The following is a 21,070-nucleotide window of genomic DNA, read 5'->3' on the forward strand; positions in this document are numbered from 1 at the left end:
TCGGTTTGCCATGTGGGGCATGGCCGTCCGGAATCCACGTGTCCTCGCGGCTCGGGGTGTAGAGGGCGCCACGCGCGCGCGAATAACTGGCCTATTATAGCGCACAGGGCCGGACTGGGCGTGGCGCACTGTGGTTGCGGTGTGGTGCGCGTTCCCCGTTGCGCAACATTCCGGGGAATGTATCGCGAAAATGCCGGCTATCGCAGTGCAAGCGTTGCGGTCAGGGCCAGATGATCAGTGCCCTCGACCTCAAACGACTTCACGCCGGACGGTTTGAGCCCGGGAGTGAACAGCACGTGATCCAGCTCGATGCGCGGCCACTTGAGCCAGCTCGGGAAGGTGAGATTCGGGCCGGCGGCTTGAATCAGACTTGCGTCCTTGAATCCGGACTTGAGCAACGCGCGGAAGCTCGGATGGTCGGTGCTCGAGTTGAGATCGCCCATAACGACGACGATATTGCGATTGCTGACGGATTTTGCACGGGCGAGTTCTCGCAGACCCAGAATGCCGGCCGACCAATCCGCGCAGCCGCGCATCGGCGATTTCGGGTGAGCCGAACAAAGCGTCACCGTGCGATTACCGGAGGTTTTGAGGGTGATGGCGGGAACGTCGGCGGCGGGGATGGAGACCACGTTGGGCACCGCTGCGCTCGGCTCGTAGCGGGAATAGATCACGTTGAATCCGCCATTATCGGTCTCTTTGGCGTCTCCGAACTGATGGTAGGGGAGAAGTTCGTTGATGTCGGCTTCGGTAAGACGTGTGATGAGGTCGTCGGTGACTTCCTGCAAGGCCAATACGCTGATATTGCGTTCGCGAATATTGCGAATGATTTCAGCGGCGTCGGCGCGTCCGTATCGACAATTCATCGTCATAACCGAGAACTGGGGCGAGAGTGTTTCACGCGTTGTTTCACAGTGTCCATCGGAGATGGTTTCGGGCCCTTCCTTCGGAGTGTTTGAGGTACCCGATGTATTGCTGTTATGGCTTTTTGACAGCGTCGGCGAAGTTGTTTCACGGGCTGTTTCACGGTGGGATTCTTTGCGTTTCCCGGCCGGGTCGATTGACGTACCCCAGTAGTTGATGCGCTGTGAGCTGGCAATCAGCGCGACCACAATAAGCAACGACATCGCAGTCCATTCATGTTGCCATGCGGCGACCGCAGCCAGAATCATCAAAGGAACCCACAACAGCGGCGTCAGGGCAATCATGTACGGAAGCGGCATACGGGCCTCGAGACCGGCGGGCAGCGCGCTTAAGGTCGTCCATAACAGTGCGATGATTGCCACCGCGCTGAGGATTGTCGTCATGGAAGTTCCTTTCGAAATATAAATTGAACCGAGATATAATTTGGCTCCCCTCTGCGAGGGGAGCCAAATTGTGAGATCAGCGACCGAACAGTCCGCCAAGGCCTCCGCCGAGGTTCGGCGGCAGTTCAGTGCCACCGTCGACGTTGCCCATCATCTGCTCAAGGCCAGCGGGCAGGGCCGGGTTCTGTGGCTTCTTGGCGAAGGCGGAACCGCCGGTCGAACCGGAGGACTTGCCGGCCAGCTTATCGCGCAATGCCTTCTCCTCGGCCTCGCGCTTCATCGGATTGCCGGACTTGCCGCCCTTCTTCTTGTTCTTGCCCTTCTTCTTGCCGCCGCCCATAGCCGGGCCGCCGAAGCCGGGGATGCCGCCGCCCATGCCGCCACGATTGGACATGCGCTTCATCATCTTTGCGGCCTGCTCGAAACGCTGCAGCAAAGCGTTCACCTGAGAAACCGTCACGCCGGAACCATAGGCGATACGGGCGCGGCGGGAACCATTGATAATCGACGGATCGCGGCGCTCGGCCGGGGTCATCGAGCGAATAATCGCCTCGGTGCGGTCGATTTCCCTCTCATCGAACTGCTCGAGTTCCTTGCGGTGCTGGGCCATGCCCGGAATCATGCCGAGCAGCGACTTCATTGAGCCCAGCTTGCGCACCTGCTGCAGCTGATCAAGGAAGTCGTCCAGGCCGAAGGAACCTTCGGAGATTTTCTCGGCGGCCTTGCGGGCCTCTTCCTCATCGAACTGCTTCTGCGCCTGCTCGATGAGCGTCATGATGTCGCCCATGTCGAGGATACGCGAGGCCATGCGGTCCGGGTGGAAGACCTCGAAGTCCTTCAGGCCCTCACCGTTGGAGGCGAACAGGATCGGCTTGCCGGTCACGGACGCCACGGACAGCGCGGCACCACCGCGGGCGTCGCCATCGAGCTTGGAGAGCACCACGCCGGTGAAGTCCACGCCTTCGTCAAAGGCCTTGGCGGTCTTGACGGCGTCCTGGCCGATCATCGCGTCGATGACGAACAGGATTTCGTTGGGACGCACGGCATCGCGAATGTCGCGAGCCTGCTTCATCAGCTCCTCGTCCACGCCCAGACGACCGGCGGTATCGATGATCACCGTGTCGTAGAGCTTCTGCTTGGCGAGTTCGATGGAATCGCGGGCCACCTTCACCGGGTCGCCGGAGGTCTGGCCCGGAGCTGCGACGGCCTCGCCGCCATCGGATTGGACGCCCTTTTCGGGAGCATAGACGGGCACGCCGGCGCGTTCGCCGACCACCTGCAGCTGCGTCACCGCGTTCGGACGCTGCAAATCGGCCGCCACCAGCAGCGGCGTGTGGCCGGAATCCTTGAGCCAGTAGCCGAGCTTGCCGGCCAGCGTGGTTTTACCGGCACCCTGAAGGCCGGCGAGCATGATGATCGTCGGCGGGTTCTTCGCGAAGTTCAGCGGACGGTCGACGCCTTGGCCGAGCACGTCGGTGAGCTCCTCGTTGACGATTTTCACCACCTGCTGGGCGGGGTTGAGTGCGTCGGACACCTCGGTGCCCAGTGCACGCTCACGCACCTTGCCGGTGAAGGAACGCACCACGTCGAGCGCCACGTCGGCGTCGAGCAGCGCGCGGCGGATTTCACGGATCGTGCCGTCGATATCCGCCTCGGAAAGCTTGCCCTTGCTCTTCAGATGCTTGAACGCATTCGAGAGTCTGTCTGTCAAAGATGAAAAAGCTGCCATAATGGGCAACAGTCTAGCCGCCACGCGGGAAATTGCGGTGTTGGGGACGACGCTTTTCGGGGAATGTGCCGCGTAGTAGTCAGGGATGTTGGGCATTCAGACGGCAAATGCCGTGCCGTCCGCTCGTGGCGAAGCCAATCGAGTGCTTCCGATACCATGGAAACCGTAAAGAATCCTGTGTTTTTTGGAATACTTACGCTGTTTTGAAAATCGCTGGACACCGCTTATACGCAGACTGCCGTGCGCTCCGAACCATGACGTTCGGGCCAACGCAGACATGCCGTGCAATAAGGAAGGCCCACTGATGCCCACCCAAAAACTACTCGAACGCAAAGCCCTGATCGTTGGTATCGTCATCAACGTGCTGCAGGTCTTAGCCGGCATGGCCGTGTTCTTCATGACCGGTCTCAAGGCCATGTTCCTCGACTTCTCCTTCACCGCGATTTCCGTCCTGTCCGGAATGGTGGCGGTGTACCTCTCGTCGCGCACGGTGCGAACCACCGAGCGCTTCCCCAATGGCATGTTCGCACTGGAACCTATCTACGCGATCTGCAAGGCCATTTTCACCATGTCGTTGTTGGTGTATTCGCTGATTGACGTGTGCCGAGTAGCGTACGACTACTTCGTGTTCGGGTCCGGCGAACGCATTGAAACCGGCCCGGTGGTCATCTACGAGATCCTGACCGTAATCGTGTGCTTCAGCCTATACACGTATTACCGGCGCTCCAACCGATCCATCGGCGATTCCAGCACCATGCTCACCGCCGAGTGCAAGAGCACGTTGGTCGACGGATCGATGTCGTTCGGCATCGGCGTAGTTGCCATCTTCCTGATGCTGCTACCGGCCGGCGGTCCGCTTGACTTCCTGCACTACACCGGCGATTTCTTCATCACCGTGGCTTTGGTGGCATTGACCATCAAGGAGCCGTTCAGCGTGCTCAAAGAGGCGTTCGTGGAATTGGTCGGCGGCGTGCATGACGACGATGAAACCAACGCCTACGTGGAGGCCGAGGCACAGCGCCATCTGCCTGCCAACACCGACTACGAGCAGACGCTGATCTTCAAGACCGGTATGAACTACACCGTTGACGTGTATCTGAGCGGCATCGGCGAAACCATTGATGTAGCTGACCTCATCGAATGCAAGCGCTCGCTGGAAAAGGAGCTCAGCAAGCGCCTGCACATCGTGGACGTGGACTTCGTGTTTGACTGATTGATGGGTTTGAAGCGACTACTTCAGACTCCAAGTGGAACCCTGCGGGCCGTCTTCGATGGCGATGCCGGCCTCGGTCAGGGCGTCGCGAATCTGATCGGCCTTGGCGAAATCCTTGGCCTTGCGAGCTTCGGCACGGGCGTTGAGCTGTTCGGCGATCAGTGCCTCCAGCGCTGCATGCTCGGGCGACTCGGCCGTGCCATCAGCGGCACCGCCGGCAGCGCCGGCGGACACCCACGGTTCGGCCAGCGGGTCCAGGCCCAAGGTGTCGAGCATGGCACGCACGGCGAGCAGCGCCTCACGCACCTCGGCCTTGGCGGTTTCGGAATCGGCGCGGTCAGCCAGCTGTGAAAGCAACGTATTGCCGGAACGGATGGCGGTGAAGATCGCGGCGGTTGCACCAGACACATTGACATCGTCATTCATGGCGGCCACGAAATCGGCGGGCAAATCGTCGGCGGAGACGGCAGTGACTTCCTCGCGAGAAGGCTGTCCACCCAGCGCCACACCGGCACGCTCGATGAAGTTCGAGACGCGGTCGTATGCGGCCTGCGCCTCGACCAGCGCCTGATCGGACCATTCGAGCATCGACCGGTACTGCACGGAGCCCAGGGCGTAACGCACCACCCAAGCGGAATGCTCAGCCAACACGCTCGGCACGGACAGGCCGGTGCCCAGTGACTTCGACATCTTCTCGCCCTTGGCGGTCACCCATGCCGAATGCATCCAGCGCGCAGCGGAGGGGTAGCCGGCCGCACGGGTCTGAGCCATTTCGTTTTCGTGGTGGGGGAAGCGCAGATCCAAGCCGCCGCCGTGAATGTCGAAGCCATCGCCCAGGTAACGGTGGGACATGGCGGAGCATTCGATGTGCCAGCCAGGGCGGCCCACGCCAAACGGCGTCGACCAACGGGCGTCCTCGGGATCGGTGTCCTTCGGAGCCTTCCACAGGGCGAAATCACGCGGATCATGCTTGTCGGGGGAGGCATCGGCCGGGTCGACCGGATTGTACTTGTCGGCACCGGTGGCGTCCACGGACGGGCCCATGCGGTCGGCCACGGCGGCGGCCTCATCGACTTCGGAGGTCTGCTTCTGGTGAGTGAGTTCGCCGTAATGCGGCCAGGATGCCACATCGAAGTACACGTTGCCGGTGGGCTTGCCGTCCGCATCCGTGACCACATAGCCGTGTCCGTTGTCGAGAATGCGCTGAATCAGGTCGATCATGTCCGACATGTGGCCGGTGGCGCGAGGTTCCACGGTGGGCGGCAGTACGCCGAGTGTGTTGTATGCCTCGGTGAATTCGCGCTCGTAGTAATAGGCGCGGGCCCACCAACGCTGGCCTGCGGCCGCGGCCTTAACGAGAATCTTGTCGTCGATATCGGTCACATTACGCACAAAAGTGACTTTGTAGCCGAGCTTCAAAAACCAGCGGCGCACGATGTCGAACGCCACGGCGGCACGGATATGGCCAATATGCGGTGACGACTGCACAGTCGCGCCACACACATAAATGCCGACTTCGCCCGGCTTGAGCGGCACGAAATGGCTGACCTGGTGCGAGGCGGTGTCATACAGATTCAGGCCTTCTGCGGCCTTGGCAACATGCACTGGCGTCAGGCTTGAAGGCATGACGGAAATGTTGAAATCCTGCGGTTCTTGGCTGTTTCCCATAACACTCAAGCGTAGGGTCCGAACCAGACATGCTGAATCGTTACTCGAAGAGTTTGATGAACGCTTCACAGGTGGGGCCCGAACGAGGTGACAGACGGATGAGAAGCGGGACAACAGTCTCGCGAGAACACGTCTTTGACCGCTGCGGAAACTGCGAGATTCATGGATTTGCCCTGCTCGTTACGCAAACGGGGAACGCTCGTGCCACAATAGAAGTCATGGCCACACCACAAGTGCTCATTTTGCAACATGTCCCATGGGAACGCCCGGGACGCATATTGTCGAACCTCGAGGACATCGGTCTTGAGACGGTGACGATGAATATCGTCGACAAAAAGAAACCGGACTTGCCTGATTTCGGCGAACTGGCTGGCGTGGTAATCATGGGTGGGCCTATGGGCGCGCTTGATTACGATAAGTATCCGGGGCTGAAGGCAGAAGCCAAGTTGGCGCGTGCCGCCGTGGCTTCAGGCAAGCCGATTCTCGGTGTATGCCTGGGGCATCAGATTATCGCCACTGCGCTTGGTGCGCAGCTGCGCAAGGGCGATGCGCCGGAGATTGGGTTCGCGCCGATCAAGCGTGTGGACAAGCATGACTTCTTCTCCATGTGGGATAAGCAGCTGACAGTGCTGCACTGGCATAACGACGTGGTGGGCCTGCCCGCGGAAGGCCAGCTGCTGTCGCGTTCGTCTTCCACCAAGGTGCAGGCATTCCGACTGGGATCCGCGCTGGGCATGCAGTTCCACCTGGAAGTGTGCGGCTCGCTGCTGGACGAATGGCTGGATGAGCCGAGCATGGTCAAGGATCTCAAGGCCGCGGGTGGTTCCAAGTCCCAATTGCGCGAGCAGTTCGCCCAATACGACCAGCTACTGCAACCGCTCGCCGAGCAAGTGTTCTCCGGTTTTGCGGCCCGCTGCAACTCCTACGCTCAGACGCTGAACAAATAACGTTTGTGGGCCGCCGCTGGGCAAGCGTGGCGCTACATTGGTGAGTCATGCCGACTTATGACATTGGACTGGAACACGTTTCGCTCGCTTTCGCCACCAAAACCATCTTCACTGATGTGACGCAGGGTGTTTTCGAGGGCGACCGCATCGGCATCGTCGGCAAGAACGGCGACGGCAAATCCACGTTGCTGCACCTGTTCTGCGGCACCCAGGAGCCGGATTCCGGCCGCGTGACGAAGCGCGGCGGACTCACGTTCGGCATGCTTGACCAGCGCGATCCGCTCGACGACAACGCCACCATCCGTCAGGCCGCGCTCGAAGGCCGCGCCGACTACGAATGGGCGTCCGATAACACTTCCCGTGAAATCGTCGAGGCATTGCTCGGCGGCATGAGTCTGGATGCCAAGGTCGGCTCCTTGTCCGGCGGCCAGCGTCGCCGCGCCGATTTGGCTCGACTTCTGCTCAAGGATTGGGATATTCTCGCGCTTGACGAGCCCACTAACCACCTTGATGTGGTCACCATCCACTGGCTCGCCGAACATCTGAAGAACCGCTGGTCCAAAGGCCAGGGCGCTCTGTTGCTCGTGACCCACGATCGCTGGTTCTTGGACGAGGTCTGCGAATCGATGTGGGAAGTCCACGATGGCGTGATCGAGCCGTTCGAGGGCGGCTATTCCGCATATATGCTGCAGCGCGTGGAACGCGATCGCCAAGCCGATGTGCGCGAAACCAAGCGCCGCAATCTGGCTCGCAAGGAGCTCGCATGGCTTTCCCGCGGTGCTCGTGCCCGCTCCACCAAGCAGAAGTTCCACGTCAAGGCCGCACGCGAATTGATTGCCGATGTGCCGCCGATGCGTAACACACTTGAACTGAAGCAAATGGCCACCTCCCGTCTCGGCAAACAGGTGGTCGATTTGGTCGACGTGACGCAGATTTTCGAAAAACCGCAGGGCATGGCCGATATCGACCCGGATGTGGCGGCGCTCTCCGCGTCCGCTTCCCGCGTGGATGTGGTCAACGCCATGTACGCCGAGCCGCAGCTGCATGGTTCCGTTGAGGTGGCGGTCACCGACATGACTGACCCGCGCCTGGTGGACGCCGGCGTGCCGGAAGCCGTCGAGTCCGCTGAGGAAGCGCGTAAGAAGGCCGAGGCTGAGAGCGGCAATCCGCAGCTTGCTGACGATCGCGAGGTTCGTCGCATGAACACGGGTGGTGAAACCATCGGCGGTGGCACTGCTGCAACGGATTCGGATGATGACACTGCTGCAACGGATTCGGATGATGACACTGCTGCAGCCGGTGTCACCTCGGCTGCACGCAAGGTGACGGTTTCCGGCCGCGAGATTCTTGACGATGTGACTTGGCTGATTGGCCCGGGCGACCGCTTCGGCATCGTCGGTGCGAATGGTGCCGGCAAGTCCACGCTGCTTAAGTTGATTGATGGCACACTCACCCCGACCGCAGGCCATGTGAACATTGGCAAGACGGTGAAGTTCGCGGTGCTCTCGCAGCGCCTCGATGAGCTGGAGAAGCTCGGCAAGTACAAGATCAAGGAAGTGCTTTCCCGCTATAAGCCGAGCTACATTGTGGATGGCAAGGAAGTGACGCCGGGACAGTTGATGGAGCGTCTCGGCTTCGAATCCGCCCAGCTGATGACGCCGATCCGCGATCTCTCCGGTGGTCAGAAGCGCCGCATGCAACTGCTGCTGATTCTGCTTGACGAGCCGAACGTGCTCATCATGGACGAGCCCGGCAACGATCTGGACACCGATATGCTCGCCGTGATGGAAGACCTGCTCGATACTTGGCCGGGCACGTTGATTGTGGTCTCCCACGACCGGTACCTGCTGGAGCGCGTCACCGATCAGCAGTTCGCGCTGATTGGCGGCAAAGTACGTCACTTGCCCGGCGGCGTGCAGGACTACCTCGATATGGTTGAGGCTATTAAGAACGGCAAGGGATTGCCGGCTGACACGCCTGGCTTCGCGGGCACCGGTAGCAGCTCGGCGAAGTCTGGTAAGGGTAAGGCGGCCGCCGTCAACGCTGCCGCATCTCTCCCTCAGTCCGCTTCGCGGATAGCTCCCTCGTCAGAGGGAGCCAATAACGGTGAGGACTCCACCTCGAAGCTCACCGGCAAGGCCTTCCACGAGGCATCCAAGCGCGTGAATGCCATCGAACGTAAGCTCGCTAAGCTTGAAGAGCAGAAGGCCGATCTCGAGGCGCAGATGGCCGCCCATGACCCGAGCGACTACGAGGGTCTCAACAAGCTCAATGAACAACTCACCGCCGTCAATACTGAAAGCGATGATCTCGAAGCCGAATGGCTCGAACTCTCCGAACAATTGGAGTAGCGGGAGAAACCGTAACGTTCACAAGGCCTCGGCAGTTTGCCGGGGCCTCCCGCTATGCAAACTCCCACGGATTAATCAATTCCACGTCGGTACCTTCGAAGTCCTTGATATTGCGCGTGGCTATGGCCGCATCCCAGGAACAGGCAATTGCCGCAATCATGGCGTCTTGAATACTGGTAGGTGTGCCCCTGTGTTCGCGTTCGACAAGGATATGGGCATAATCCGCAGCTGTCTGAGTGTCAAATGCGAACGTTCTGTCCTCTAATGTCATAAGCGCCAGCTTGACGGTCGTATCTGTGTACTTTCGTCGTTTGCCTTCAGGCATGCGACATATTCCGGCCAACAACTCGGCGACGGTGATGGCGGTGGTTGCCAAATTGCTTGTATCTTGGTTCCTCAGCCAATTGGCAACGTGTTCGTCTGGCTGTTTCTTGATGATTTCGCTGATGACGTTGGTGTCCAGAATAATCATGGCCGATTCCTATTCAAAAGATACTGGCGGTCGGGAATCGGCGGAATTTCGCTCGGATAGTGGGAGTTCCCCCTTGTCGAGTCCCTCAAAATCCATGTTCTTCATGAATTCGCGGATCTCGTCATAGAAATTGGTCTTTCGCGTGATTTCATGCGCCACCGTGCCAGCCAGCCATTCTTCAAGAATGGATCGCACCTGAGATTCCATGGAGCGGTTGTTTTTCTCAGCCACTTCTTTGAGCTGCTGAATCTGCTCATCGGGTATTTTTCGGATGGTCAATGTTGCCATGATGCACCTCCTTGTTGCTGTCATAATGCTAGCATGAGGTGCTGTCGTTTTGCTTGCAGTACGGGTGATGAGGTATGCACGCATGAAAAAAGGCGGATATGCATCATGCGCATCCGCCTTTTGAGCTTGGACTGGGTCTTCCCGCAGTCGCCGAATCAGCGCCCGGTAACCTCGGAACCGACGACCTTTTCGCTCAGGGCGCGCGGGCCGCGGGTCACGGCTACGGCACCGGAGCGCACCAGCTCAATCACACCGTAATGCTCCAAAAGCCCCAGCAGGGCGTCGATCTTGCCTTCGGCACCGGTGGCCTCAATGGTCAGCGATTCCGGATTCACGTCCACCACGCGCACGCGGAACAGACGCACGATCTCCAGCACGTCGGAACGGTTGGATTCGTTGGCGGCCACCTTGATGAGCACCAGTTCGCGTTCCACGGTGGAGTTCGGGTCGAGTTCCACGATTTTGAGCACATGCAGCAGCTTGTTGAGCTGCTTGATGATCTGCTCCAGCGGCACGGCCTCCACGTCGGCGGTCACCGTGACGCGAGAGATGTCCGGACGCTCGGTGGGGGAGACGGACAGCGAGTTGATGTTGAACGCACGGCGGGCGAACAGGCCGGCGATACGCGCCAGCACGCCTGGGCGGTTCTCCACCAGCACGGACAGCGTATGACGCTGGGAACCAGGCTGGGATGCAGGATAGTTAGCCATGAGTGTTCTCCTCTCCTCAGTGCTCGCTCGCAGTGGCAGCGGCGGTCTCGTGCTCGAACACGCCGGTCGCATGCTCGTCCGGACCGGTTCCCGGAGCCGGGGTGCCGCCAGCCAGCGGCTTGATGCCGGGCTTGTACGTCACCTCGTCGTTGGGGGCGCCGGCGGCTACCATCGGCCACACCATCGCATCCTTCCACACGCGGAAGTCGATCAGCACCGGGCGGTCGTTGATCTGGTTCGCCTTTTCGATGGCGGCAATCGCCTCTTCCTCGGTGAACGCGCGGATACCCACGCAGCCGTATGCCTCGGCCAACTTGATGAAATCAGGCACTTCGAGCGGCGCATCGCCGTCGGCCAGTGCCGCCGCACCATCGGCACCGTGCGCTTCACCATCGAGCAGGTTGGTCTGCGAGTAGTGGTGCTCGTAGAACAGCGTCTGCCACTGACGGACCATGCCGTATACGGAGTTGTTCAGAATCGCGATCTTCACCGGAGCGTGGTCCAGGAACGCGGCGGCCAGCTCCTCAGAGGTCATCTGGAAGGAACCGTCACCATCGATCAGCCACACCGGCTTCTTGCCCTCGAATTCACGGGCCGAGCCCACGGATGCGCCGATGGCAGCCGGCAGACCGTAGCCCATCGTGCCGAGGCCTCCGGAGGAGATCCAAGCGTGCTGGTTCTCAAAATCGATGAACTGCGAAGCCCACATCTGGTGCTGGCCCACACCGGTCACCCAGATGGTGGACGGATCGGCCATCTCAGAGAGCTTCTTGATGACCCACTGCGGGGCCAGCGATCCGTCGGTCGGCTCATCCCACGTCATCGGGTATTCCTCGCGCCAGCCGTCGATAGCCTTCCACCAGGGGGCCAGATTCGGCTTGCCCTGAATGGCCTGCGTACGCTGAATCTCGGGAATCAAGTCGTCGAGCACGGTAGCCACATCGCCCACGATCGGCACGTCGGGCTGACGGTTCTTGCCGATTTCAGCCGGGTCGATGTCAATGTGAATCACGCGGGCGGTCGGTGCGAAGGCGTCGAGCTTGCCGGTCACGCGGTCGTCGAAACGTGCACCGATGGCCACAAGCAGGTCAGCGCGCTGCACGGCGCCGGTTGCGGCAATCGTACCGTGCATGCCTAGCATGCCGAGGTTCTTCGGGTCGGAGTCGGGAATGATGCCGCGTGCGGGCAGGGTCGTGACCACGGGAGCGCCGGTCAGGTCGGCCAGAGCCTTGACCTGTGCGCCGGCGTTGGAGCGGGCGGCGCCGCCACCCACATACAGCACCGGGCGGTACGACTGAGAGAACAGCTTCGCCGCGTCGGACAGCACACGGCCGTGCGCCTTGGTGGTGGGGTTGTAGCCGGGCAGAATCATGCGCTGCGGCCATGAGTAGTACATGTCGCCGGTCTGTGCGGTCTTGGTCAGATCCACGACCACCGGGCCGGGGCGGCCGGTGTTGGCGATGTAGTACGCCTCGGAAAGCACGCGAGGAATGTCCTGCGCGCGGGTCACGAGGAAGGAGTGCTTGGACACCGGGTAGGTGATGCCCACGATATCCGCCTCCTGGAAGGCATCAGTGCCGATGGCTTGCACGCCCACCTGACCGGTAATCACGACCATGGGCACGGAGTCCATGTTCGCGTCCGCAATGGCCGTGACCACGTTTGTGGCACCCGGGCCGGAAGTCACGATGCACACGCCCACCTTGCCAGTGGCCAGTGCGTAGCCTTCGGCGGCGTGGCCGGCGGCCTGCTCGTGGCGCATAAGCACGAAGCGGAACTTCGTGTTGTCTTTGATCTCGTGGTAGACGGGCAGAATCGCGCCGCCAGGAATGCCGAAGACGTCCTCGACGCCGAGGTCCTCCAGCGAACGAATCAGCGCCTGGGCGCCAGTCATCTTCTCGCCATCGACGATGGTCTGCTTATCGGGGGCCGTGTTGATTTTCGGTACACCGCTGAATGCCTGCAAAGGCGTGGGTAAAGCCATGATTCCTCTCACCTCATAGGTTTTGTCGCGAACCTGCCCGACCTTGGGATGGGGCCGGGTGCCCGCGTGTCTGATTCCAGTCGCTTCCCCGAGACTTGTGGCCCCGGCGCGACTCGTCGCTCATGTTGGTATTAGTCTATTCGCAAATCCGACAGCGGGCTTACTTAGTCCGCGTCTTGAACGAGTCCAGTGACTTCCAGCCCGCTTCGGCGGCCGCCAGCTGCGCCTTACGCTTGCTGGAGCCCTTACCGATGCCGATGATGTCGCCGTTCTCGCCCAATGAGACGCGCGCGGTGAAGATCTGCGCGTATTCCGGGCCGGAGACCTCCATATGGTAGACAGGCTCCTCCTTGCCGAGGCCGTGCGCCTTGACGGTCAGCGAGGTCTTCCAGTCAAGTGCCGGGCCCTCGGTGGCCACTTCGGCGAGCGTGTCGTCAATAAGCCGGTGAATCACCTTGCGTGCCTCGTCGATGCCGTGTTCCAGGAAGGTCGCGCCGATGAGCGATTCCACGATGTCGCATAGGATGGAGTTCTTCTCCGCGCCGCCCTGCTCGGCTTCTCCGTGACCCAGCAGAATGTAGGGGCCCACCTTGAGCTTGGTTTTGGCGATGGCGCTCAGCGCGTCTTCGGAGACGGCCTTGGCGCGCATCTTGGCCAGTTGCCCCTCGGTCATATCCGGGTGAATGGTGAACAGCGTTTCAGTGGAGACCAGTTCGAGCACCGCGTCTCCCAGGAATTCGAGGCGTTCGTAATTGGCCACGCCGGGGTGCTCATGCGAGAAGGAACGGTGGGTGAGTGCCTGCACGAGCAGATCCGGGCTGAGAGTGGTGCCCAACGCTTCAAGAAGCTCGTTGGCCGGCGTCGGCTGCTGTGGGGTTTCATTACTCATGATTGTTGTATGGTCCTTCACGCGATGGTGATGTGTTGTGTTGTGTTGTTTGCGATGCGATGGTGTACGCAATGGTGCACTTATGCGAAGACCCCGCCACCCGTCGATGGCAGGGCCTTCATTCAAGCCGTTATCGCAGGACTCACTTGGTGTGAGCCGGCTGGATGGCGGAGCGGTAGGTGCGGCCGCGGTAGTTACCGCAGCTCGGGCAAGCCATGTGCGGCAGGGCCGGAGCGCCACAGTTCGGGCAGTTCACGGTCGCAGCAGCGGTGGCCTTCCAGTTCGCGCGACGCGAATGCGTGTTGGCGCGCGAGGTCTTGTACTTAGGCAGTGCCATTTGAGTATCCTCTATTTCGTTCGAACAATTGAGCTTAAGCGTCCGTTATCTTAACGCACGGCTCGTACAAACTTCGTTCAGGCGCGCGTCACTCGGCCTGCTCGCCGTTCTGCTCGGCCTCGAGCTGGGCTTTGAGCCCCGCCAATCCGGCAAAACGGATATCCGTCACATCGTGATGATGGTCGGGATCCTCGTTCAGATCGGCACCGCACTGCGAGCACAGACCCCTGCAATCCGGTCGGCACAGTGGTTGCAACGGCAGCGATTCGACCAGCGTGTCGCGGATCATCGCCTCGATGTCCGCGAATGCGCCGTTCTCCAGCAGCGGATACGTGTCTTCCGACTCGTCCTCGCCGGCGATGATGTCGATTTCGTCGTCCTGCTTGCTCTTGCCGCCCTTGCCGTTGGCCTTGTCCTGACCCGACTCGTACGGGAAGAACACCGTCACATCAACCGGCCAGTCCTCGTCAATCGGCTTCAGGCAGCGCGTGCACTCGCTGACGAATGGCGCGACCAGGCGGCCGGTGAAGATCAGGCCGTCCACAATCGAATCGAACTGCCCGCTCACGTGTACGGGCTCACCTTCCTTGATGCCGACAATGCTGTCGCCAATGCCGGAAGGTGCCGGGAAATCGGCGTCAATCGGCTTGGATTGACCGGCGCGCGAAGCAATCTGCGCTACCGGAATGGCCCACGGGGAATCTTCAACTCGTGCCATGGTATGTTCTTGGTGCCTTTCGTATGTTGGCTGGAGTTATTCGTTACTGGCGTTATTCGCGTTACTGATGTTGCCGGCGTTGCTGGCGTTACTGGGCTTCGGGATAGTCGTTCAGCGTCAGGTGCGGCATCTGTTCGCGGGCCGCGCGCTGGCGCTCTTCCAGCACGTTAAGACCGGCCTGCACATCCTGACTGAGTTTGCCGAGCTGCTGGGACAGCCCTTCCATCACCGTAGTGCAGTACTGGTCCGCGCCTTGGGTCAGATGGTCGGCTTTGGTCTGTGCCTGGTCAAGAATCGCGCGCGCTTTCTGCCGTGCAAGCTCGGTGACGTTCTCTTGGCCGGCCAGGAACTGTGCCTGTTCGTTGGCGTCCCTGATCATGTTGGCTGCGCGGCTTTGTGCGGAGGCGACGATGGCGTTGGACTGGGTCTGTGCCGATTCCAGACGGCGCTCGGCCTCGCGCATGAGGGCGGAGGCGCGCTCCAACTGCACCGGCAGCATTTTCTTCAACTCGGAAAGCTGGTCGGTGAATTCGTCGCGGTCAACCTTCACCATGCCGGGGGCGAATATGCTGGACTTCGCTTCGCCCAGTGCCGCCTCGAGCTGGTCGATGATGTCATACACCGTGGTGAATTCCTCGTGGCTCTTGACCGTGGCCGGGTCGTCGTCCGTGGTTTCTCGCAGGTCGGGCATTTCGTTCATGAACGAGGGGCGAATGCCGGCGGCCTGAGCGGTCTGAGCCTGTGCCCGGGTCTGCTGAGCTGCTTGGGCCTGCGCTTTGGCCTGCATTTGTGCCGGAGTAGGGGTAGGCGCGGCGGGCGGCGATCCGGCGAGAACATCGGCCTCTTCGGTGGGTGCCGGCGCAGCTTGCGTAGACGCGGGCGGTTCCGGGGCGGACGGCTCCGGAGTGGACGATGCGGCGTCCGCATTCGGTTTGGTCAGATCGACGTATCCAGTAGGGTGGTCATCGCTCATAGTCATTAGTGCATCAGTCCTTCCGCTGACGTTCCTCGGCCAGGGCATCGGCCAGCATCGGCACGACGCAATCGGGCACCATGCCGGTCACGTCGCCTCCATGGCGGGCCACGTCCTTGACGATGGAACTGGAGATGTGTTCAAGAATCGGATCGGCCGGCAAAAACAGGGTTTCGATGCCAGCGAGCTTGCGATTGACCAGCGCCATGCCGAGCTCGGCTTCATAGTCGCCGTTCTGGCGCAGACCCTTGATGATAACGGTGGCGCCGACCTTCTTGCAGTAGTCGGTGATCAGGCCGTCGGTGGAAGAAACGGTGACGTTCTTGCAACCGGCTTTGTCAAGGGCGCGGCGGATCACGTCGACTCTGGTGGCTTCGGAAAACATCGGTGTTTTCGCGGCGTTGACGGCCACCACCACATGCACCTCGTCGAAAAACCGCGCCGAGCGCTCGATTACATCCAAGTGTCCGGCGGTAACGGGGTCATACGAGCCGGGGCATACTGCGATAGTCATGCTTTATAGCCTACCGCTAGTGGTGTGCTTCGTGCTGCCGAGCGTGCATTGTTGTCGCGTCGGCGTATGAGGCAGTGTGTGCGGTGCCGTATGTGGCGTCGGTGTGGCGTCGTGTGCGGCATTGTATGTGGCATTGTATGTGGCGGGGTGGCGTGATGCGCGACATGGGTGTGTGGAGGTGTGCGGATTACGCGCCAATGGGTTTCGCGGGTAACGACGGGAATCTATGATGGAGTGCAGTCGAATCGTTGAATACGAGGAAAGAAGTGCACCATGACTTTTGCCGAGATGTTCGTTGATGATGCCGAACCGCTGCGCAACCCGGACCAAGGTGCCGGCACGTCGGTGCTGGAGCGTCCGGAGACCAAGGAGTCGCCGGTTCGTGACGATGGTGGCGACGCCGATCGTTTTGCGCACTACGTATCCAAGGACCGTATCGCTGAATCGCGTGCGACCGGCCGCCCGGTGGTGGCCCTGTGCGGTAAGGTTTGGGTGCCCAAGCACGATCCGTCCAAGTACCCGGTTTGCCCCGACTGCAAGCGGATTTACGAGGAAATGACGCGCTAAAGGTGGTACTTGGCTCCCCTCAGCGAGGGGAGCCAAAATGGTCACCGAGCGGAAATCTCGTCGATCAGCTTGAGCTCCTCGTCGCTGAAGTGGGTGTTCTTCAGTGCGCCGATGTTGTCGAGAATCTGCTGCGGCTTGGAGGCTCCGGTCAGCACGGAGGTCACCTTGCCGTCGTGCAGCAGCCATGCCAGGCTCATCTCGGCCAGCGTCTGGCCGCGTTCGGCGGCCAGATTGTTCAGGTCCACAACCTGCTTGTGCAGTTTCTCGGTCAGGGCGGAATCGTTGAGGAATCGCGGATCGTGAGCCATGCGGCTGTCGGCCGGAATGCCGTTGAGATAGCGGTTGGTCAGCAGGCCCTGAGCCAGCGGGCAGAAGGTGATAAGGCCTTTGCCCAGCTTGAAGGCGGTCTCTTTCAGGCCGTTCTTTTCAACGGTGCGGTCGAGGATGTTGTACTTGTTCTGGTTGATGATGAACGGCACGTGCAGTTCTGCCAGAATTGCGGCGGCCTTTTCCATCGTCGGACCATCGTAGTTGGACAGACCCACGTACAGGGCCTTGCCGGAGTTCACGGCCTGAGCCAGCGCGCCCATCGTCTCCTCAAGCGGGGTTTCCGGATCCGGGTGGTGGTGGTAGAAGATGTCCACATAATCCAAGCCCAAGCGTTCCAGCGACTGGTCGAGGCTGGCGAGCAGGTACTTGCGGCTGCCGAGGTCGCCATAGGGGCCTGTCCACATTTCGTAGCCGGCCTTGGTGGAGATGACGAGTTCGTCGCGGTGATGCTTGAAGTACTTGGCGAGCAGCAGTCCGCAGTTCTTCTCTGCCTGGCCGGGCTCGGGGCCGTAGTTGTTGGCTAGGTCGAAGTGGGTGATGCCGTTGTCGAAGGCGGTGAAGACCAGGGACTTCATCTGGTCGAATGGCGTGATGTCGCCGAAGTTGTGCCAGAAGCCAAGTGAGACGGCCGGCAACTTGAGGCCGGAGGTGCCGGCACGGTTGTAGGTCATCGTGTCGTAACGGTGCGGGTTGGGGGCATAGATGGCGGTTGGCTCGAACATTGAGTCTCCTTACAATGTCATTCTTGTTCTTACGAATGCTTACCTGCGATGGGCAGACCGACGCCGATTGAGCGGTATTCGTAAGTGTTCTTGGATACTATGGTTCCAGTTCAAGTGAACTTGAATGCAAACGGCTGCGACGCTTCGGCGTGTTGCCGCAGTAAGGAGTCATGATGTCCTACACCATTCGTCAGGTGGCCACGCAGTTCCATATGCAGCCCTCTACGCTGCGCTATTACGAGGATCAGGGATTGCTGACCAACGTGGAGCGCACCGAAACCGGCCAGCGCATATACGAAGACTGCCATATCGACCGTCTGCGCGCGATTTGCTGCTTCAAGAACGCCGGCATGACCATTGACGATCTTAAAAAGTTCTTCGTGTATGAGTCCAATGAGCCCGAGCATATCGATGAAATCCTTGATCTGCTGGAATCTCGCCGCGAATCCTTGGACGAGCAGCGCCGAGCCCTCAACGAGGCGGCCATGCACGTGCAGCGCAAGCTCCATTACTATGGCGACATCAAGCGTGCCATCGACGCCGGTGAAGACTGGCCGGATTGGCGCGAGTACAAAAACCGCGCCTATTCCATTGAATGTTGAGACCATCGAATGTTGAGACCATCGAATGTTGAGGCCATCGAGTGCTGAGCTGGATGCCGGCTGGGCACTAAGACCGATGCGCGTCGATCGTGGGCGCGTCTATCCGAGTAAGGCCTTGCTCGGCAGTGCGCGGTCGAGCAGCCAGACAACGAGCGATATCACGAAGAACGCTATGGCCAGCTTGCCGCAGCTAATGCCGAACCCTTGCCAGTCGAGTGCGTCGAGGTTGATGAAGTCGTACGGATACGGACTGCCGCCGGCCGCCGGTCCGGACCCCGGCCAAATCGCCGCACGGGCCAGCACGAAGACCAAGTATGCAGGGAAGTACGCCAGCCACGAGAACATGTAATGCCAGCGGAAACGCCGGTGCGGGTCGAATAGCACGAAATCGATAACCGCCATAATCGGGGCGATTTTGTGCAGCATCGTATTGGTCATGATGCCAATAACCTGTGGCACGTATGCCGGGTCGTCCGGAGGCATCAGGAAGAACGCCACCAGTGCGGTGACTATGGCGTACACAGTCAGGCACCCCTTAAGCCATGCAGGCGGCTGAATACCTTTGAGCAGTGTGGCCGCGCCGGACCACAGCATCACGATGCCCAGCACGAAACCGGTCTGGAACGTGAAATACACCCAGAACTGCGGTTTGGACCATGCCTCATATGTGCCCACGAAGCAGAAACCGGCGATCGCAAAGCGCCACAACGCCACGATGAATCTCATGCATCGAGTCTACCGCTTCGCCAGTGGGCCGTATGGTGCGGCTGGCGTATTGGCTGGTCGTGATGATTATGGTCGGTGTGACCGACCGCCATAGTGCCGATGGATATGACGATACTGAACCCGGCAATATCGAATCTGGCGATACGAGAATAAGACGAGCCCTTCCCGCACGGCTTTGCCCGGACTACACTTAGGTGCAACTTCACCACTTATGTAGGAAAGGCCTTGCAATGGTCGATTATTCGCCGGCTCTGATGACCGACATGTATGAATACACGATGCTCGACGCCGCTCTGAAAGACGGTACCGCCGACCGCAAGTGCGTGTTCGAGGTGTTCACGCGTCACTTGCCCGAAGGCCGTCGCTATGGCGTGGTGGCCGGCACCGGCCGCATTCTGGATGCGCTGGAACATTTCCACTTGGATGAAGCGGATCTGAAGTTCCTGGCCGACCGTCACGTGGTAAGCCCCGAGACCATTAAGTGGCTGGAGAACTTCCACTTTTCCGGTACGATTCGCGGTTACCGCGAAGGTGAGATGTTCTTCCCGAACTCCCCGATTTTGCAGGTCGAAGGCACGTTCGGCGAATGCACGCTACTGGAGACGTTGATTCTATCCGCGCTGAACTACGATTCCGCAGTGGCCTCCGCCGCCTCACGTATGGCGTCGGCAGCCAAGGATCGTCCTTGCATGGATATGGGCGGACGCCGCACTAACGAGTGGGCCGCCGTGGCCGCCGCCCGAGCTGCCGTAGTGGGCGGATTCAAGGGTACCGCCAATCTGCTGGCCGCCCAGCTGTATGGTCTGAAGGCCATCGGCACCGCCGCGCATTGCTTCACGTTGGTGCATGATTCCGAGCGTGACGCCTTTGAATCGCAGATCGAGGCATTGGGCAAGAACACCACGCTGCTGGTGGACACCTACAACATCGAGGAAGCCGTGAAAACCGCCGTCGAAGTGGCCGGTCCCGAACTGGGTGGCGTGCGCATCGACTCCGGCGACCTAGCCGCCATGGCCCAGCGTGTGCGCAACCAGCTGGACGCCCTGGGTGCCACGAACACCACCATTACCGTGACCAACGATTTGGATGAGTACGCGCTCGCCGCATTGCAGACCGCGCCGGTCGACTCCTATGGCGTGGGCACCATGCTGGTCACCGGCTCCGGCGCTCCCACTTGTGCGATGGTGTACAAGCTCACCGAACGTGAAGGCACTGACGGCACGATGGTTCCGGTCATGAAGAAGTCCAAGGACAAGGCCACAGTGCCCGGTCGCAAGTTGGCATTCCGCTCCTACGAATACGCGCTAGCCGAAGCCGAACACGTGATTTCCGGCTCGGAAGAGAAACTGGCCGGTTTCACGCCCGAACCGACGTGGAAGAACCTGCTGGTCGATTTCGTGGACCACGGCCATATCGATGCGCAGTGGCAGGGCCATGACGCCATCATGGCCGCCCACGACTACCGCGCCAAGGCGTTGTCCGAACTGCCCATCACCGCACAAAGCCTGATGAAGGGCGAGCCCGTGATTCCTACGGAGACTCAGGTTCTCTGATGAGAACTTTCGTCTCCATAGGAATCCGTCGCAGCATAGCTGCTCCCCTTACCTACGGACAGCCCACTGGGCTGTCCGCTTAACGGTTCGACCACAGAGACCAAAGTCCTCTGACCGTATCGCACTGGCCGCATCCCTCTGGTTACATTGGCTACTCTTCCCTCTGTCTGTGCCCCTCTGTCTGTGTTGGCCGCACTCCTGTGGTCGCCGCCGAGGCGGGGAGATGCAACCCCGGTCGCACCCCCGTGTTTGCACCCCCTGTGGCTGTGTCCCGGGGCTGTATTGGCCGCGTCCCCTCGGGCTGAACTGCGTCCCGGTTCGCCGGACGTGGTTCCAGCTGAGGGTGCCCGGCAGATTCTAGTGGTGGTTGCAACACCTGAGGTTTGAGCGGCCTTCCATGGTCACGTTGTCGGTTGTTGAGGTTATCACGCGGCGTCGAGCAGTTCGATGATCTTCTCGCTTGGTTTCAT

The 21,070-nt window shown here is 60.4% G+C and carries 20 protein-coding genes; 6 read left to right on the plus strand and 14 right to left on the minus strand.

Translation table 11 applies throughout. The features are described from left to right. Positions 1 to 197: 197 nt before the first annotated feature. Entirely contained in the window at positions 198 to 1,307 is a 1,110-nt protein-coding gene (locus tag AB5287_RS09160) for an endonuclease/exonuclease/phosphatase family protein (RefSeq protein ID WP_007054807.1), read from the minus strand. A 76-nt stretch (positions 1,308 to 1,383) separates the two neighbouring features. Continuing rightward, positions 1,384 to 3,036: a signal recognition particle protein gene (gene ffh, locus AB5287_RS09165; protein WP_022527326.1), complete on the minus strand. Its 1,653-nt coding sequence runs from the start codon at positions 3,034 to 3,036 to the stop codon at positions 1,384 to 1,386. Between the two features lie 304 nt (positions 3,037 to 3,340). On the opposite strand from ffh, the gene AB5287_RS09170 reads away from it, so the two are divergent. Further along, a complete protein-coding gene (locus tag AB5287_RS09170) occupies positions 3,341 to 4,249 on the plus strand; it encodes a cation transporter (protein ID WP_007055692.1) in 909 nt (302 codons plus the stop codon). Between the two features lie 18 nt (positions 4,250 to 4,267). On the opposite strand, the gene cysS is transcribed toward AB5287_RS09170, so the two are convergent. Continuing rightward, the gene (cysS, locus tag AB5287_RS09175; RefSeq protein WP_007054809.1) at positions 4,268 to 5,917 is read right to left on the minus strand and encodes a cysteine--tRNA ligase; all 1,650 of its coding nucleotides are present in this window, start codon (positions 5,915 to 5,917) and stop codon (positions 4,268 to 4,270) included. 218 nt (positions 5,918 to 6,135) lie between these two features. Here cysS and AB5287_RS09180 point away from each other — a divergent pair, with 218 nt between their 5' ends. Continuing rightward, the gene (locus AB5287_RS09180) at positions 6,136 to 6,864 is read left to right on the plus strand and encodes a type 1 glutamine amidotransferase (protein WP_007054810.1); all 729 of its coding nucleotides are present in this window, start codon (positions 6,136 to 6,138) and stop codon (positions 6,862 to 6,864) included. A 47-nt stretch (positions 6,865 to 6,911) separates the two neighbouring features. Next, entirely contained in the window at positions 6,912 to 9,215 is a 2,304-nt protein-coding gene (locus AB5287_RS09185) for an ABC-F family ATP-binding cassette domain-containing protein (RefSeq protein ID WP_368221086.1), read from the plus strand. Positions 9,216 to 9,267: 52 nt separating this feature from the next. Here the strand turns inward: AB5287_RS09185 and AB5287_RS09190 are convergent, their stop codons facing one another. From AB5287_RS09190 to coaD, 9 genes are all read right to left on the minus strand, one after another. Next, positions 9,268 to 9,687, minus strand: coding sequence for a type II toxin-antitoxin system VapC family toxin (locus AB5287_RS09190; RefSeq protein ID WP_368221087.1), 420 nt, complete (start codon positions 9,685 to 9,687; stop codon positions 9,268 to 9,270). Between the two features lie 9 nt (positions 9,688 to 9,696). Next, positions 9,697 to 9,975 carry an Arc family DNA-binding protein gene (locus tag AB5287_RS09195; RefSeq protein ID WP_007054812.1) on the minus strand — a complete coding sequence of 93 codons (279 nt, stop codon included), beginning with the start codon at positions 9,973 to 9,975 and terminating at the stop codon, positions 9,697 to 9,699. Positions 9,976 to 10,130: 155 nt separating this feature from the next. Continuing rightward, positions 10,131 to 10,685 carry an acetolactate synthase small subunit gene (gene ilvN / locus AB5287_RS09200; protein ID WP_007054813.1) on the minus strand — a complete coding sequence of 185 codons (555 nt, stop codon included), beginning with the start codon at positions 10,683 to 10,685 and terminating at the stop codon, positions 10,131 to 10,133. 16 nt (positions 10,686 to 10,701) lie between these two features. Then, complete coding sequence (locus tag AB5287_RS09205) at positions 10,702 to 12,669, minus strand: acetolactate synthase large subunit (RefSeq protein WP_007054814.1); 1,968 nt, start codon at positions 12,667 to 12,669, stop codon at positions 10,702 to 10,704. Between the two features lie 160 nt (positions 12,670 to 12,829). Continuing rightward, positions 12,830 to 13,558, minus strand: a complete 729-nt coding sequence (gene rnc, locus AB5287_RS09210; RefSeq protein WP_007055729.1) for a ribonuclease III — start codon at positions 13,556 to 13,558, stop codon at positions 12,830 to 12,832. Positions 13,559 to 13,700: 142 nt separating this feature from the next. Continuing rightward, positions 13,701 to 13,895, minus strand: coding sequence for a 50S ribosomal protein L32 (gene rpmF / locus AB5287_RS09215; RefSeq protein WP_007051413.1), 195 nt, complete (start codon positions 13,893 to 13,895; stop codon positions 13,701 to 13,703). A gap of 88 nt (positions 13,896 to 13,983) precedes the next feature. Further along, the gene (locus AB5287_RS09220) at positions 13,984 to 14,613 is read right to left on the minus strand and encodes a DUF177 domain-containing protein (RefSeq protein WP_007055717.1); all 630 of its coding nucleotides are present in this window, start codon (positions 14,611 to 14,613) and stop codon (positions 13,984 to 13,986) included. An 88-nt stretch (positions 14,614 to 14,701) separates the two neighbouring features. Next, complete coding sequence (locus AB5287_RS09225) at positions 14,702 to 15,592, minus strand: cell division protein (RefSeq protein WP_007057854.1); 891 nt, start codon at positions 15,590 to 15,592, stop codon at positions 14,702 to 14,704. A gap of 7 nt (positions 15,593 to 15,599) precedes the next feature. Then, the gene (gene coaD / locus AB5287_RS09230; protein ID WP_007051410.1) at positions 15,600 to 16,100 is read right to left on the minus strand and encodes a pantetheine-phosphate adenylyltransferase; all 501 of its coding nucleotides are present in this window, start codon (positions 16,098 to 16,100) and stop codon (positions 15,600 to 15,602) included. Between the two features lie 273 nt (positions 16,101 to 16,373). On the opposite strand from coaD, the gene AB5287_RS09235 reads away from it, so the two are divergent. Continuing rightward, positions 16,374 to 16,667 carry a DUF3039 domain-containing protein gene (locus AB5287_RS09235; RefSeq protein WP_007055705.1) on the plus strand — a complete coding sequence of 98 codons (294 nt, stop codon included), beginning with the start codon at positions 16,374 to 16,376 and terminating at the stop codon, positions 16,665 to 16,667. Positions 16,668 to 16,708: 41 nt separating this feature from the next. Here AB5287_RS09235 and AB5287_RS09240 read toward each other — a convergent pair whose 3' ends face one another. Then, entirely contained in the window at positions 16,709 to 17,719 is a 1,011-nt protein-coding gene (locus AB5287_RS09240) for an aldo/keto reductase (protein ID WP_010081165.1), read from the minus strand. Positions 17,720 to 17,892: 173 nt separating this feature from the next. Between AB5287_RS09240 and AB5287_RS09245 the strand changes: the two genes are divergently transcribed. Beyond that, on the plus strand, positions 17,893 to 18,321 hold the full coding sequence (locus AB5287_RS09245) for a MerR family transcriptional regulator (protein ID WP_007051407.1): 429 nt from the start codon (positions 17,893 to 17,895) through the stop codon (positions 18,319 to 18,321). A gap of 99 nt (positions 18,322 to 18,420) precedes the next feature. Here AB5287_RS09245 and AB5287_RS09250 read toward each other — a convergent pair whose 3' ends face one another. Further along, a complete protein-coding gene (locus AB5287_RS09250; RefSeq protein ID WP_008782872.1) occupies positions 18,421 to 19,047 on the minus strand; it encodes a Pr6Pr family membrane protein in 627 nt (208 codons plus the stop codon). 230 nt (positions 19,048 to 19,277) lie between these two features. On the opposite strand from AB5287_RS09250, the gene AB5287_RS09255 reads away from it, so the two are divergent. Next, positions 19,278 to 20,600: a nicotinate phosphoribosyltransferase gene (locus AB5287_RS09255; RefSeq protein ID WP_008782873.1), complete on the plus strand. Its 1,323-nt coding sequence runs from the start codon at positions 19,278 to 19,280 to the stop codon at positions 20,598 to 20,600. Positions 20,601 to 21,070 lie beyond the last annotated feature (470 nt).

The organism is Bifidobacterium sp. RTP21102st3_E2_RTP21102_210122, assembly GCF_040916945.1.
Lineage (GTDB): Bacteria > Actinomycetota > Actinomycetes > Actinomycetales > Bifidobacteriaceae > Bifidobacterium > Bifidobacterium longum.